This window comes from Pseudalkalibacillus sp. R45 (assembly GCF_052246725.1).
Classification (GTDB): Bacteria; Bacillota; Bacilli; order Bacillales; family Fictibacillaceae; genus Pseudalkalibacillus.
In genome coordinates, this window is record NZ_JBQQCL010000009.1 from 1 (window position 1) to 14,620 (window position 14,620).

The window sequence follows — 14,620 nt, forward strand, 5'->3', positions numbered from 1 at the left end:
GTTGCCCACGTGTTACTCACCCGTCCGCCGCTGACCTCTGAGGAGCAAGCTCCTCGTTGGTCCGCTCGACTTGCATGTATTAGGCACGCCGCCAGCGTTCGTCCTGAGCCAGGATCAAACTCTCCAATAAAGTGTTTGATTGCTCATTAATGTAAAACTTAAAAATTGATCAGGGTTCTTTTTAAAAAGACCCGTTTCACGCTTGGCTTTTGTTCAGTTTTCAAAGAGCTGATTTTCGTTGCCCCGTTTTGAGGCGACTTAAATAATATAACATCTCTTGAAACACCCGTCAATAACTTTTTTGTAATTATTTTATCGGTTGTTTTAAGAGCAACGTTGATAACTATATCATGATTCTTAAGCTTGTTCAACTATATTTTTAAATAAAAATTAAGGTTAATGTTGATTTGTTTTAGAAAGGCCTTTAAGCGAAATTTGCTAACTCTGAAGTCCATGGTCTTGTTGTGAACCTCGAGTCCAGCACATCCTGTGGAAGTGAGCGAAGATGCTTACGTTTTGCCGTATAAAGGGAGTGAATTTCATCAAGAAGAACAAAGCCAAAAAAAAAAGAAAGAGAAAAATACTTCTCTTCCTTAGGTTAAAATGGTCTCGATATATAAGTCTGTACGTTTCGTAAGTGCAATGATTTCATCCACTCCATCGATTTTCACCATTGGACGGGTATGTGATTGTGGATCGATGAAGACGATCTCCCCAACCTGACCGTTCGTAAGTTCAACTTTGGTTCCGACCGAAAATGCAGTTAATTCATTTACTAGGATGTTTAAGATTTTCGTATCGAATTTCCCGAATTGATCCATTTGCATTTGCTCCAGTACTTTAAATGGAGATTGTTTGGTCCGGTAAATCCGTTCCGAGGTCATGGCATGGAATACATCAGCAATGGCTGCAATGCGGCTGTATTGATTCAATTGACTTCCTTTTGTCCCTAATGGATAACCGCTTCCGTCTTCGCGTTCGTGATGCTGTAATACACTCAGTAGGACACTTTCTTTTATACCTGTGAGGCCTTTTAACATTTTATAGCCGAGAATCGGATGTTGTTTCACTTCTTCATATTCTGATTGTGTAAGGTTGTCCCTTTTATTAAAGATCCTTGGCTGGATCTTCGACATTCCACAATCAATAAGAGCACCGGCTAGCCCGAGTTGGATGATATCCCCTTTTGAATAGGAGAGTTTCTTTGCTAAGAATGAGGAAATCAACCCCACAGATACTGCATGATGATAAATATAATGCTGAGCCTCAGAAAAGTGATGCAGTGAAAGGATCGTTTTCGGCTTATCCAATGCAATTTCAAGAAGTGGAACGATTTCAAGACGGACCTGATAGAGATCAACTGCTGTACCAGCTTGCCAATTTTCAAACTGCTTTTTATACTGGATGACTGCTTTTTTATAAAGTGAATGAAAATCTGTGTTTTGTTCCGTGTTCGTCGTGCTGGATGTCATATATTCATCTTTTTGTTTTTTAGCAGCTGATTTGGGGCTCTTCACTTCAACCTCAGTAATCGAAAATGCTTTCAACACTTCGATATGTTCCTCAGTCAACTCCGTGTCACGGGTAATGATTGGGCGACTCGTCAGGGAAAACACATCGCTTGTCAAAACTACACCTGGATTTAAATTATGTACAAGTACTTTCAATAGACCCGCCCCCTTTTTAAAAAAGAATTTTTTTCGTACTTAAAGAAAGTATAAGCGCAACTAATGGCTCAGCCTGCGCTAGGGCTTGGCAAAGCCCAAGTTTTCTTTATCTCTATGAATAGAAAAACAGAGTTCAAAAAACGGAGGAAAATGATTTCCCTCCGTCATTGATTACTCTTCGGTTCCTTCATCTGATGAGGAATCATCGTCATTAGTTGTATCGGACGATTCTGTATCATCTTGAATAGGTTCTTCAGATGTTTCTTGTTCATTTGTTACTTCGTCAGCTGGAGATTCTTCTCCTTCGACCTCTTCCTCTTCATCAACCTTATCGACGACTGCAATCGTTGCGACCTCGACACCTTCGTTCAATTTGATCAATCGGACACCTTGTGTATTACGTCCATATTGTGAGATGTCACCGATTGCCATACGGATAACGATACCGGTCGTGGTTATGATCATGATTTCTTGTTCTTCGGTGACGGTTTTCAGTGCAATCACTTTCCCGTTCCTATCCGTGATGTTACATGTTCGGAGACCGACCCCGCCACGTGATTGTACACGGTATTCTTCCATTGGCGTACGTTTACCGAACCCTTTTTCAGTAACAATCATGATGTCACGTTCTTCGTCTGTATTGAGAAGCTCCATCCCGATGACATAATCCTCTTCACGTAAGGAAATTCCTTTAACACCAGTTGCAGTTCTTCCCATTGAACGGACATCAGTTTCATGGAATCGGACAGCCATTCCGCTGTTTGTACCGATGATGATATCTTTGTTACCGTCTGTCAGTCTGACGCCAATCAATTCATCCCCTTCACGGAGATTGATGGCAAAGAGGCCGCCGCGACGGATGTTGGCAAATGCGGATAGTGGTGAACGTTTGCATATGCCGTCCTTTGTGCCGAAGAAGAGATACCAGTTATCGACAAACTCTTCCACTGGAATGATCGCTGAAATCGATTCACCCTTTTCAATCTGCAAGAGATTGATGATTGGGATCCCTTTTGCGGTCCTTCCGAGTTCAGGAATTTCATATCCTTTTAGACGATAAACCTTACCGAGATTCGTAAAGAATAAGATCGTGTTATGTGTATTCGTCGATAATAGATGTTCGACGAAGTCATCATCATTCGTTCCCATTCCCTGAATACCTCGCCCTCCACGCCGTTGTGCACGGTAAGTGGATAAAGGAAGGCGTTTGATATATCCATTATGTGTAACGGTGATCGCAATCTGCTGGCGAGGGATGAGATCTTCATCTTCAATCGCATTTTCACCGATTGTGATTTCTGTTCTACGTTGGTCATTGAATTTTTCTTTAATCTCTAAAAGCTCTGTACGGATGATTTCGAGAACCTTTTCTTCATCTGCCAATATCGCTTTCAGTTCAGCGATCAACTTCACAAGTTCATTGTATTCGTCTTCGATTTTATCGCGTTCTAAACCAGTAAGACGTTGCAGACGCATATCGAGGATTGCTTGTGCCTGCTCGTAAGATAACGAGAATTGTTCCATTAATCCTTCACGTGCGATATCTGTCGTACGTGAACCTCTGATGAGCGCAATAATTTCATCGATATGATCGAGCGCAATGCGCAATCCTTCAAGGATATGGGCACGTGCCTCAGCTTTTTTCAATTCAAAAATCGTACGTCGACGAATAACTTCCTGCTGATGCTTCAAATAATAGTGAAGACATTCCTTCAGGTTCAGGACTTTCGGTTGTCCATCCACAAGAGCTAACAGGTTGATCCCGAAGCTTGTCTGAAGTGCTGTTTGTTTATATAAATTATTTAAAAGGACGTTAGCATTTGCGTCTTTCCGGACTTCGATGACGATGCGCATACCGTTGCGGTCTGATTCGTCACGAAGATCGGAGATTCCTTCAATCCGTTTGTCCCGTACAAGTTCAGCGATTTTTTCAATCAATTTCGCCTTGTTGACCTGGTAAGGGATTTCGTTGACGATGATCGATTTTCGGCCATTATCTTTTTCTTCAATATGTGCTTTGGCACGGGTCATGATCGATCCACGACCAGTCGTATAAGCACGACGTATACCTTCGCGGCCTAAAATTTCTCCACCAGTAGGGAAATCTGGGCCAGGGATGTATTCCATCAAATCTGGGATTTCTAAATCAGGATTTTCACTTAAAGCAAGGACACCATCGATGACTTCACCGAGCTGATGTGGCGGGATATTCGTCGCCATTCCGACGGCGATTCCCGCCGCACCGTTTACGAGAAGATTCGGAAAACGTCCAGGAAGGACAACCGGTTCTTGTTCACTTCCGTCATAGTTTTCCTTATAGTCAATTGTATCCTTTTGAATGTCACGGATCATTTCCATCGAAATTTTGGACATTCTCGCTTCTGTATAACGCATCGCAGCTGCTGCATCGCCATCAACAGAACCGAAGTTACCGTGTCCATCGATCAGCATATTGCGATAGTTGAAATCTTGTGCCATACGTACCATCGCATCATAGACGGCTGAATCACCATGCGGATGATATTTACCAATTACTTCCCCGACGATACGAGCAGACTTTTTATACGCCTTGTCTGCTGTCATACCGAGGTCGTTCATTGCATACAGAATACGGCGATGTACAGGCTTCAGACCATCTCTAACGTCTGGAAGAGCACGGCTGACAATTACACTCATCGCGTAATCCATGAACGATGTTCGTATTTCATCGCTGATATTGATTTCTTTCTTTCGAGATTGTTCGATATCGGCCATTCCCGCTTACCTCCAATTACACTTCATTGTCTATATCATGTATCAATCAGTTCTACTAGTTGGATTAGACATCAAGGTTTTTCACGTATTGAGCATTCCCTTGAATGAAATCTCTACGTGGCTCTACCTTATCTCCCATTAAAATCTCAAAAATTTCATCCGCTTCCATGGCATCTTGGAGTTCAACCTGTAGGGTTGTCCGTTCATCCGGATTCATTGTCGTTTCCCAAAGCTGCGTCGGATTCATCTCACCAAGACCTTTGTAACGTTGAAGGGATGGTTTTGGAGATTTTGATAATTCATCCAGCACTCGCTCTTTTTCTTTATCGTTATAAGCATAAATCACTTTTTTACCTTGTTGAATCTTATATAAAGGTGGTTGAGCGATATAAATATACCCATTTTCAATCAATGGACGCATATAACGATATAAGAATGTCAGCAATAATGTACGGATATGAGCGCCATCCGTATCCGCATCCGTCATTATGATGATTTTATGATACCGAGCCTTGGACAATTCAAACTCCTCACCGATCCCGGTACCAAGAGCCGTAATGATCGCACGGATTTCATTATTCGATAGGATTTTATCCAATCGTGCTTTTTCAACGTTGATGATTTTCCCTCGTAATGGAAGAATCGCTTGAAAGTGTCGATCTCGACCTTGTTTCGCTGAACCACCTGCTGAGTCACCTTCAACGATGTACAACTCGGAAATGGATGCGTCTTTCGACGAACAATCGGCAAGTTTTCCTGGCAATGCAGAAACCTCAAGCGCACTTTTACGGCGCGTTAGTTCACGCGCTTTCTTCGCAGCCAGTCGAGCCCGCAGCGCCATGCTTCCTTTTTCTACGATTTGTTTCGCTACAGTCGGGTTTTCATATAGGAACTGGGAGAACTTTTCTCCAAAAACAGATTCCGTTACTGTCCGCGCCTCAGCGTTACCCAGTTTTGTTTTTGTCTGTCCTTCGAATTGTGGATCCGGGTGCTTGATGGAAATGATCGCAGTAAGACCTTCCCTTACATCATCACCGGATAAGTTCCCATCTTCCTTCAAAAGATTATTCTTTCGTGCATAATCATTGATGACACGCGTTAAAGAGGTCTTAAACCCATATTCGTGGGTTCCACCCTCATGTGTATTGATGTTGTTCGCAAAAGAATAAAGATTGCTTGCAAAGCTATCATTGTATTGGACTGCGATCTCAACAGAAATATCGTCACGCATCCCCTCGACAAAGATCGGTTCATGAAGAGATTCCTTCGTACGGTTGATGTGCTCCACGTAAGATTTGATTCCGCCTTCATAATGGTACACATGTTCAACTGGTTCTTCTTCACGCTTATCTTCAGCGATGATTGTAAGTCCACGGTTCAAAAATGCAAGTTCCCTTAATCGGTTTGCTAAGATTTCAAAGTCATACTCTTTTGTTTCAGAGAAAATTTCCGGGTCAGGGACAAAGTGGGTGATCGTTCCCGTAATGTCAGTCTCTCCGATGACTTTCAGTTCTTCAGCAGGTATGCCACGATGGAACTTCAGATAATGGACCTTCCCATCACGATGTACTTTGACCTCAAGCTCAGTAGACAGTGCGTTTACGACTGATGCACCTACACCATGCAGTCCGCCTGAAACCTTATAACCACCGCCGCCGAATTTACCGCCGGCATGCAGCACTGTCATGATTACTTCTACAGCCGGGCGTCCTGTTTTTTCATGAGTTCCTACAGGAATTCCACGTCCATTATCCTGGACTGTGATGCTGTTGTCTTTTTCGACCGAAACACGGATTTCTGTACAGTATCCAGCCAATGCTTCATCGATGCTGTTATCGACAATTTCCCAAACGAGATGATGCAATCCTCGTTTGCTTGTAGAGCCGATATACATACCCGGACGCTTACGGACAGCCTCTAGTCCTTCGAGTACCTGTATCTGACTCTCATCATATGTTTGTTTTTCTGTACCTTGGTCAATACTCATTATTTTTCACCTGCTTCTTTTTTCGAACATCATAAACAAAATAATCTATATAAGTTCTCTGGTTTTTAACCATTCAATAATTTTTCGAAGTTTTGATTGATTCTTGCCCTTCTTTTCAGAGTTACAGACGATAACGGTGATAGGAACACTTCTTCTGTCGTTAAAACAATGGATTTGATCAATTCAGGATTGATGACTTCCAACGTATCACCGCTTTTATGGTGATCTAGAAATTCTTTCGTTTCTTCAGATCCTTTCGCAATCTCATAATCGAAAATTGCAACAACATCCCTGGCTTGTACGACGACATTTTCTCCCAGATGTATAAACAGGATTGCTCACCTCACTTTATTAACGTCGCTTTCCCATGTTCGACATTGAAAAGACTTGCATCATTCAGTGTTTCGTGTTCAATTCCATCCACGCTTGTAGTCGTGACGAAGGTTTGTACTTTTCCTTGAATCGTGTTCAATAAATGGGATTGCCGACTGTCATCAAGTTCTGATAATACATCATCCAATAACAAAAGAGGATATTCACCAACTTCAGATTTGATCAGTTCTATTTCAGCTAGTTTCAAAGAGAGAGCTGTTGTTCGCTGCTGCCCCTGGGAACCATATGTCTGAACATCCTTCCCATTTACATACAGCAGGAGGTCATCACGATGAGGACCAGCCATCGTCGTACCGCGATCGATCTCTTTTTCTTTTATTTTAGTAAATTTCTGATTATACTCTTCTATCATTTTCGTCATATCCGTCGATTCTGATACCTGTACTGAGGATTTGTATTCTATTTTAAGCAATTCATTCCCCTTAGTGATCCCTGAATGGATCGGTGACGCCCATTCTTGCAGCATTTCCAGAAAATCAAAGCGCTTGGAAACGATTTTCGCAGCATGTTCGACAAGTTGCTCTGTCAAAATATCAAGCATCACTTCCTGTTCTTTTTTTCGGCGTCGGGCTAAATCACGCAATAGATGATTCCTTTGTTGGAGAATCTTCTGATATTGACTTAAATGATGCAGATAGACTGGACTGATCTGGCCGATTTCCATATCGATAAAACGACGTCGCACCTGAGGGCTCCCTTTTACCAAGTTTAAATCCTCAGGTGCAAACATGACGATGTTCAATGCGCCGATATAGTCCGTCAGTCTCCGTTGTTCGATATGGTTATATTTCGCTTTTTTACCTTTTTGACTTATGACAATCTGTAAAGATAGCGGACCGTTCCTTTTTTGGACCCTACCTTCTATTTTACCATATTCACAGTCCCAGCGTATCAATTCTTTATCTCTCGGTGTCCTGTGGGATTTCGCGAACCCCAAAACATAGATCGCTTCCATAATATTCGTCTTACCCTGGGCATTTTCGCCAATAAAGACGTTCACATTATCTTGAAAACTGACTTCTTCACTTTCATAGTTACGATAATTTTTCAGCTGCAGCTCTTTTAAATGCAAAGGGAAACCCCCATTCAACGTGTTACGACCAATGTTCCAGTATCCGGTATTGAAACGGTGTCCCCTTCATACAGCTTCCGGCCTCTGCGCTGTTCAGGTTCATCGTTTACAAATACGTCATGTTCTGCCAAATACCATTTTACCATGCCGCCAGATTGAATCACATCTGCTTGCTTCAATAATTGGCCAAGGGTAATGTATTCTGTATTGATTTTGATTTCCATATCATCTGCCTCCGATCTTGTCCTTCTATCATGTGCAAGAAAAGCTACTAGGACACTTATTATTGTCACTAGTAGCTCTTCAATCTAGTTACTCCGTTTACACCAAAGGTTAGCTATTCTTCATCTATCAATAGGTTCGTACAGGTAAAATCAGTTGTTTGATTGTCTTTTCTTCAATCGGCGTCAGTACGAACGGCCGCATTGCTCCTGTAAACTGGATTTGCACTTCAGAACAATCCATCGCTTTCAAAGCATCCATCATATATTTTGCACTAAAGGAGATTTTCAATTCATCTCCTTCGAAGGATTGTGTTGACACATGTTCGAATACTCTTCCGATTTCAGGAGAGTTTGAGGAAATTTCAACCTCACCGTCGTCTAACGTCGAAAGCTTGACAACGTTGTTTCTTCCCTCTTTTGCAAGTAAGGAAGCACGATCAATTGCTTGTAAAAATTCTTTCGATGAAATCACCATTACCGTTTTACTTTCATTTGGAATCAATTTTGATGTATCTGGGTAATTTCCATCCAATAATCTTGAGAAGAATAAGATGTTCTTTGCTTTAAATAACACTTGGCTTTCTGTAAGGACGATATCGATCAATTCACTTGAATCATCAAGAATTTTGGATAACTCCGTCAAACTCTTTCCAGGAATGACGACATTTGAAAACTCTAATTCCTCTGACGTTGCTTCTACAGTTGCGACTCTAGAAGCCAGCCGATGGCTATCTGTTGCAACACAGTTCAATTCACCGTTTTCGATATGCCAGTTTACACCTGTCAATATCGGGCGTGTTTCTGAGGTGGACACTGCAAACACGGTTTGTCTAATCAATGTTTTCAGTAGGTCCGCTTGAACACTGAATTTATTATTTTCCTGTACTTCAGGCAATCTCGGATATTCCTGTGGATCCAATCCATTCAGATTGAATTCCGAAGAACCTGATCGGATCCTGGTTGCAAAGCGTTCATACACCTCAAGTTCAATCTTTGAATCTGGTAATTTTTTTACGATTTCAGAGAAAAAGCGCGCCTGTAAGACAATGCTCCCTGGTTTTTCAACTTCCACATGTTCATAACCATCTTCTTCTGCAGGTATGAATCGTTCAATCGAGATATCAGAGTCACTACCTGTCAGCGTCACACCATCTTCATGGGCTTCAATTTTAATCCCTGTCAGAATGGGAATGGTTGTACGAGTAGAAACAGCTTTCATCACATCTTGCACACTATCGACAAGCTGATCTCGGTTCATTATGAATTTCATGAATTGATTTCCTCCTCAGTTCCTGATAAAGAAAACTTAGCAAAGCCATGTCTTTGGCGTATGTTAGCTTAAGTTAGTCTTTACTTGGTTCCTAAACGTTCCTCAGCATTTCCTCGTTACTTGCTGAAAAGTTCTATATCCTAAACTTCCAAAATTGTTACGCGCAAATTAATTAGAATCTATTAAAATCCGGGACATATTATTCTTTAATAATAAATAAAAATATAGCAGTAATAATAGTAGGCGCTGTGAGTTTGTGGATAAGTCGAACAATGTCGTTTTTATAAAGGTTGTCCACATGTGGATAGAGTGTTGATAAAAACACATCAAGGATTCTAGTTATACACATTCGTTCACAGCTGCTAGTTTTTCAACAAGTCTTGAATTTCTTTGATTTTGTTTTGAAAATGCTGATCGGTTGCTAATAATTTAGAGATTTTCTCATGGGCATGAATCACTGTTGTATGGTCACGTCCACCAAATTCCTCTCCAATTTTCGGTAAAGAAAAATCCGTCATTTCTCTTGAGAGATACATCGCAATTTGTCGAGGGAACGCAACGGATTTCGTTCGTTTCTTCGCTTTAAAGTCCTCTAAACGTACATTGAATTGTTCTCCGACCATTTCTTGAATATCATGTATCGTCAATGTACGCGGTTTTGACGACGGAATGATATCTTTCAAAGCTTCTGCGGCAAGATCTGCATTCATATCCTGGTTGATGAGAGATGAATACGCAACCACACGAATCAGTGCACCTTCCAGTTCACGAATGTTGGTATCAATCTGATTTGCAATATAAAGCATCACTTCGTTCGGAATATCAAGACCTTCAGCTTTGGCTTTTTTACGAAGGATGGCAATACGTGTTTCAAGATCTGGCGGCGTGATGTCTGTAATCAAGCCCCATTCAAAACGTGAACGCAACCGATCTTCAAGTGTCGGGATTTCCTTAGGCGGTCGATCACTTGAGATGACAATTTGTTTGCTTTCTTCATGCAAAGCGTTGAATGTATGGAAAAATTCCTCTTGAGTCTGTTCTTTTCCGGCCAAGAATTGAATATCATCAATTAATAAAACGTCAACATTCCGGAACTTATTGCGAAAATCGACAGTTTTATTGTCACGGATGGAGTTGATGAATTCATTCGTAAACTTTTCAGAGGAAAGGTAGACGACTTTCGCACTTGGTTTGTGATCAATGACATAATGCCCGATTGCATGCATCAAGTGGGTTTTACCAAGACCAACCCCCCCATAGATGAATAAGGGATTATATGCTTTTGCTGGAGCTTCAGCGACAGCAAGTGATGCAGCATGGGCAAATCGGTTACCAGAACCGATGACGAATGTATCAAACGTATATTTTGGATTCAACATGCTTTGCGTTAAATTCTCGTCGGCTGCTTCTACTTCAACCTTCGCTTTCTTCTTCGCAGCCTGGTCAAGATCAAGCTCTTCTTGGGTCTGGTTCTGAGGAATGATGAATTTCACTGCGAGCTTCGTCCCAGTGATTGTATCTAAGGTCTCTGAAATTAAATTCGAATATCTGGATTCAAGCCAATCACGGGCGAATTCATTCGGTGCGGTAATGATAAGCGTATCATCCTGTAAGGAATGGGCAGTCGTCGATTTCAGCCATGTTTCGAAACTAGGCTTACTCAGTTTCGTTTCAATTTCGGCAAGCGCTTTGTTCCATAAATCTGTGATATTTTCCATCCTAACCCTCCTTTTTGTCGAAATTTTAAGTATCAAATGAAGAGGTTGACCTTGAAAAAAGTCACCCCATTGTGTCGAGTCTGTTCACAGCAAATGTGAATAACATTTAATATAGTAGAAACAGGGGATATGTTCTATATACACAAATTTGTGGACAAGCTTATACACATAGGTGCATGAATGTCCACATTTTTATCCACAGCGTGTGGATAAACTGTTTATTCGAGGAAGTTTTGAACGAGTTAAAACACAATAATCATATCAAAAGGATTCAGTTGTTGCAATGAGTTTTTTATGGTTATCCACAATTACAACACCTTGTGGAATATAGTTGTCCACAGCACTAGATTTTGTGTGTAATTTGTCGATAATGGATGTGGATATTGAAAAATGTGTCGAAAAATTATCCACAACGTTTTCCAGAGTGATTTTTTTGGAGAATTATCAGTGGATGTGGAAATTTCGTGTTAGTAAGTTTTCTATTAACTGTTTTCGCAAACTTTGTTGCTCTTGAAAGTCGTTGATCGCTTTCCGCGGGGCGTGCGGTGAGCCCACTCGTCGCCTTGCGGATTGCCCGTGGAAAGCGAGTATATTTCCGGCGTCTACAAAAACAATAATAAAAACGATCAGAGCAAAAATTGTAGAAAGTAAGAAGGGGAAGAAAATCTTCATAATCAAGACTTGGATCGCAGAGGTATTTAATTTTCATAATAATAGAAAGATTGCTCCTGAACTTGACAGAAAGGTGAGATGTTCTTATAATTACTAGGACTGTCTAAATGTACTTGAAATCCTCGAGGAGGTGTAATAAATGAAACCTACATTTCAACCAAATAATCGTAAGCGTAAGAAAGTACACGGATTCCGTGCGCGAATGAGCACGAAAAATGGACGTAAAGTTCTAGCTCGTCGTCGTCAAAAAGGAAGAAAAGTATTATCAGCGTAGGCCACTGAATAAACAGTGGTCTTTTTTCACATGGATTTATTATTTGGCTTTGTTCGTTTTTTAATGTTGTTTTTAACAAATGAAATTCGTAATACTCCTGCGGATCGCCCGCTGAAATGGAGTGAATTTCAACAAAAATCAACAGTGAAAAATAACAGAGCCTATTATTCCACTTAAAGAAAGTATAGAATACTTTCTCCAGTATAAGTGCAACTAATGGCTCAGCCTACGCCAAGGGCTTGGCAAAGCCCAAGTTTTCTTTAAAAATGAAGAAGTAGTGTCGGAGTGAATCCGGATGAAGAAAAAATATCGGATAAAAAAAAATGAAGAGTTCCAGGCGGTATTCCGTAAAGGAGAATCATTCGCAAATCGCCAGTTTGTGATATATTACTTAAGAAAGCCTGATCAGGATTATTTCCGATTAGGTTTATCCGTAAGTAAAAAAATCGGAAACGCTGTCACTCGAAATCGTATCAAACGTCTCGTTCGTGAAGCTTTTCACGAGTTGGAAGAGAATATCAAGGACTCATATGATTATGTGATTATCGCAAGAAAACCTACTTCCTCAATGGATTTTCATGAGGTTAAGAGCAGTTTGATCCATGTGATGAAACGTTCTAAACTAATGAGGGGACCTAGAGGATGATGGTATGAAATATATATTGATTGCATTGATTCAATTTTATCGGAAATGCATTTCACCATTTACTCCGCCTTCATGTCGATTCTACCCGACTTGTTCATCATATGGATTGGAAGCAGTCCAAAAACATGGTGCACTGGTAGGGGGATGGTTGGCCGTGAAGCGGATTTTGAAATGTCATCCGTTCCATCCAGGAGGATTTGATCCTGTACCTGAAAAGGAAAAGAAGGAACAGGGATAACCTTTTTGAAGAAAGGTATCGTTGTAAGGAGGATTTAGCAAGTGAGAAAGAGAATAGGCTTATTAATTCCAGCCGTTTTGATGGTAATGTTCCTAGCAGGTTGTTCCCTTGATCAACCTATCACCAGTGAAAGTGATAGTTTTTGGGATAAGTATTTCGTTTATCCATTATCATGGCTGATCATAGAGGTTGCTGAGTTTTTCAATGGTAATTATGGACTTGGGATCGTTATAGTCACTATTTTGATCCGTACAGTACTTTTACCGCTGATGATCAAACAGACAAAAAGCTCGATCTCAATGCAAAGGATCCAACCGGACATCAAGGCATTGCGTGAAAAATACAGCTCGAAAGACCAGAAGACTCAACAGAAGTTACAACAAGAAACGATGCAGCTATTCCAGAAACATGGCGTCAATCCATTGGCTGGTTGTATGCCATTGATCATACAAATGCCGATTTTATTAGGCTTTTACCATGCGATCATGCGGACAGAAGAGATTGCGAATCATAATTTCCTTTGGTTCGACCTTGGAAATCCTGATCCAATCTATTTGTTACCGTTGATTGCAGGATTAACAACATACTTACAGCAACGGATCATGATGGGTGGAACAGACAGCATGGAAGCGAACCCGCAGATGAAAATGCTTCTGTACATCATGCCGATCATGATCGTCGTATTTGCGATTACATTTCCAGCTGCACTTTCCCTATATTGGGTAGTCGGTAACATATTCATGATTGCACAAACCTATTTTATTACACTTCCAATGAAAAATAAGGAAAGTAATGCTACGGGGGGCGCGAAAAAGTGAAGCAAGTGACGATTACGAGCAAGTCAGTAGAAGAAGCAGTAGAAGAGGCACTAGCCCAGCTACAGACATCTAAAGATAAAGTGGAAATTGAAATCATCGAAGAATCCAAGAAAGGGTTTCTTGGGTTAGGTTCTAAACCGGCAACAGTAAAAGTGACAGTCAAGGCAGATCCATTGGATGATGCCATTCAATTCCTGAAGAAGGTAGCATCTAAAATGGGTGTTGAAGTTACTGTCACGGTAAAAGAAGATGAAGATGGTACGATCCTCGAAATGGAGAGTGAGAAGATCGCGATCCTGATTGGAAAGCGCGGTCAGACTTTGAATGCGTTGCAGTATCTCACCAACTTGGTGGCGAATAAATCTTCAGATGAATTCAAACGTATTATCTTAGATGCGGAGAACTACAGGGAGAGAAGGAAAGAAACTCTCGAAAAACTTGCTCATCGTTTAGCTTCAAAAGCGCTAAAAATCAATAAAAAGGTATCCCTTGAACCGATGCCTTCCATGGAACGAAAAGTCATTCATATGACATTGAAATCAAACAACAAAGTACAGACTTCTTCGGAAGGCAGCGATCCGCATCGAAGGGTAATCATCAGTCCGACATTCGAATAATAGAGTGTTTTTATGAAGTGTCCAGCTTCTCGAAAAGAGAGCCGGGCACTTTTTTTAGTTCAACCACAGTACATTCGTTGTGGTAATCAGAGGAAGGTTTTTGTGTTTTTGTAGACTTTTTCTTCCTTCAAAAGATAAGGCTATTTTCGCAAACTTTGTTGCTTTTGAAAGTCGTTGATTTCCGCTCCAGGATGTTCGCTTTCCGCGGGGCGTGCGGTGAGCCCACTCGTCGCCTTGCTACCTCAGGAGTCTCCTTTTCAAGGAAGCATT

13 protein-coding genes and 1 rRNA gene are annotated in these 14,620 nt (G+C 41.1%); 5 read left to right on the forward strand and 9 right to left on the reverse strand.

The features are described 5' to 3' along the window. The 9 genes from ACTWQL_RS15355 to dnaA form a co-directional block, all read right to left on the reverse strand. Positions 1-130: ribosomal RNA gene (locus tag ACTWQL_RS15355) — 16S ribosomal RNA — on the reverse strand; the annotation flags it as partial. A gap of 463 nt (positions 131-593) precedes the next feature. After that, entirely contained in the window at positions 594-1,667 is a 1,074-nt protein-coding gene (locus ACTWQL_RS15360; protein ID WP_443143313.1) for an HD-GYP domain-containing protein, read from the reverse strand. Positions 1,668-1,838: 171 nt separating this feature from the next. Then, the gene (gyrA, locus tag ACTWQL_RS15365) at positions 1,839-4,421 is read right to left on the reverse strand and encodes a DNA gyrase subunit A (RefSeq protein ID WP_443143314.1); all 2,583 of its coding nucleotides are present in this window, start codon (positions 4,419-4,421) and stop codon (positions 1,839-1,841) included. A 64-nt stretch (positions 4,422-4,485) separates the two neighbouring features. Continuing rightward, positions 4,486-6,408: a DNA topoisomerase (ATP-hydrolyzing) subunit B gene (gene gyrB / locus ACTWQL_RS15370; RefSeq protein WP_443143315.1), complete on the reverse strand. Its 1,923-nt coding sequence runs from the start codon at positions 6,406-6,408 to the stop codon at positions 4,486-4,488. A gap of 65 nt (positions 6,409-6,473) precedes the next feature. Continuing rightward, positions 6,474-6,743: an extracellular matrix regulator RemB gene (gene remB, locus ACTWQL_RS15375; protein ID WP_221567766.1), complete on the reverse strand. Its 270-nt coding sequence runs from the start codon at positions 6,741-6,743 to the stop codon at positions 6,474-6,476. Between the two features lie 8 nt (positions 6,744-6,751). Continuing rightward, a complete protein-coding gene (gene recF / locus ACTWQL_RS15380) occupies positions 6,752-7,873 on the reverse strand; it encodes a DNA replication/repair protein RecF (protein ID WP_443143316.1) in 1,122 nt (373 codons plus the stop codon). A 14-nt stretch (positions 7,874-7,887) separates the two neighbouring features. After that, complete coding sequence (yaaA, locus tag ACTWQL_RS15385; RefSeq protein WP_443143317.1) at positions 7,888-8,097, reverse strand: S4 domain-containing protein YaaA; 210 nt, start codon at positions 8,095-8,097, stop codon at positions 7,888-7,890. A gap of 127 nt (positions 8,098-8,224) precedes the next feature. Continuing rightward, the gene (dnaN, locus tag ACTWQL_RS15390; RefSeq protein WP_443143318.1) at positions 8,225-9,367 is read right to left on the reverse strand and encodes a DNA polymerase III subunit beta; all 1,143 of its coding nucleotides are present in this window, start codon (positions 9,365-9,367) and stop codon (positions 8,225-8,227) included. Positions 9,368-9,729: 362 nt separating this feature from the next. Further along, positions 9,730-11,085 (reverse strand): chromosomal replication initiator protein DnaA, encoded by a 1,356-nt coding sequence (dnaA, locus tag ACTWQL_RS15395; protein WP_443143319.1) that lies wholly within the window; start codon positions 11,083-11,085, stop codon positions 9,730-9,732. Between the two features lie 811 nt (positions 11,086-11,896). On the opposite strand from dnaA, the gene rpmH reads away from it, so the two are divergent. The 5 genes from rpmH to jag all read left to right on the forward strand — a co-directional run bounded on the left by rpmH (position 11,897) and on the right by jag (position 14,350). Further along, the gene (rpmH, locus tag ACTWQL_RS15400; protein WP_221567513.1) at positions 11,897-12,031 is read left to right on the forward strand and encodes a 50S ribosomal protein L34; all 135 of its coding nucleotides are present in this window, start codon (positions 11,897-11,899) and stop codon (positions 12,029-12,031) included. A gap of 295 nt (positions 12,032-12,326) precedes the next feature. Next, on the forward strand, positions 12,327-12,677 hold the full coding sequence (rnpA, locus tag ACTWQL_RS15405) for a ribonuclease P protein component (protein ID WP_443143320.1): 351 nt from the start codon (positions 12,327-12,329) through the stop codon (positions 12,675-12,677). Between the two features lie 4 nt (positions 12,678-12,681). Continuing rightward, entirely contained in the window at positions 12,682-12,915 is a 234-nt protein-coding gene (yidD, locus tag ACTWQL_RS15410; protein WP_261131424.1) for a membrane protein insertion efficiency factor YidD, read from the forward strand. A gap of 41 nt (positions 12,916-12,956) precedes the next feature. Continuing rightward, complete coding sequence (gene spoIIIJ / locus ACTWQL_RS15415; protein WP_443143321.1) at positions 12,957-13,733, forward strand: YidC family membrane integrase SpoIIIJ; 777 nt, start codon at positions 12,957-12,959, stop codon at positions 13,731-13,733. After that, on the forward strand, positions 13,730-14,350 hold the full coding sequence (gene jag / locus ACTWQL_RS15420) for an RNA-binding cell elongation regulator Jag/EloR (RefSeq protein WP_443143322.1): 621 nt from the start codon (positions 13,730-13,732) through the stop codon (positions 14,348-14,350). The genes spoIIIJ and jag overlap by 4 nt, the downstream gene beginning before the upstream one ends. Positions 14,351-14,620: the final 270 nt, after the last annotated feature.

Bases quoted from the DNA above. Each gene is read 5' to 3' on its own strand.
- gyrB (WP_443143315.1), bottom strand. From the start codon at position 6,408: ATGAGTATTGACCAAGGTACAGAAAAACAAACATATGATGAGAGTCAG.
- dnaN (WP_443143318.1), bottom strand. From the start codon at position 9,367: ATGAAATTCATAATGAACCGAGATCAGCTTGTCGATAGTGTGCAAGAT.
- yidD (WP_261131424.1), top strand. From the start codon at position 12,682: ATGAAATATATATTGATTGCATTGATTCAATTTTATCGGAAATGCATT.
- yaaA (WP_443143317.1), bottom strand. From the start codon at position 8,097: ATGGAAATCAAAATCAATACAGAATACATTACCCTTGGCCAATTATTG.
- rpmH (WP_221567513.1), top strand. From the start codon at position 11,897: ATGAAACCTACATTTCAACCAAATAATCGTAAGCGTAAGAAAGTACAC.
- gyrA (WP_443143314.1), bottom strand. From the start codon at position 4,421: ATGGCCGATATCGAACAATCTCGAAAGAAAGAAATCAATATCAGCGAT.
- dnaA (WP_443143319.1), bottom strand. From the start codon at position 11,085: ATGGAAAATATCACAGATTTATGGAACAAAGCGCTTGCCGAAATTGAA.
- rnpA (WP_443143320.1), top strand. From the start codon at position 12,327: ATGAAGAAAAAATATCGGATAAAAAAAAATGAAGAGTTCCAGGCGGTA.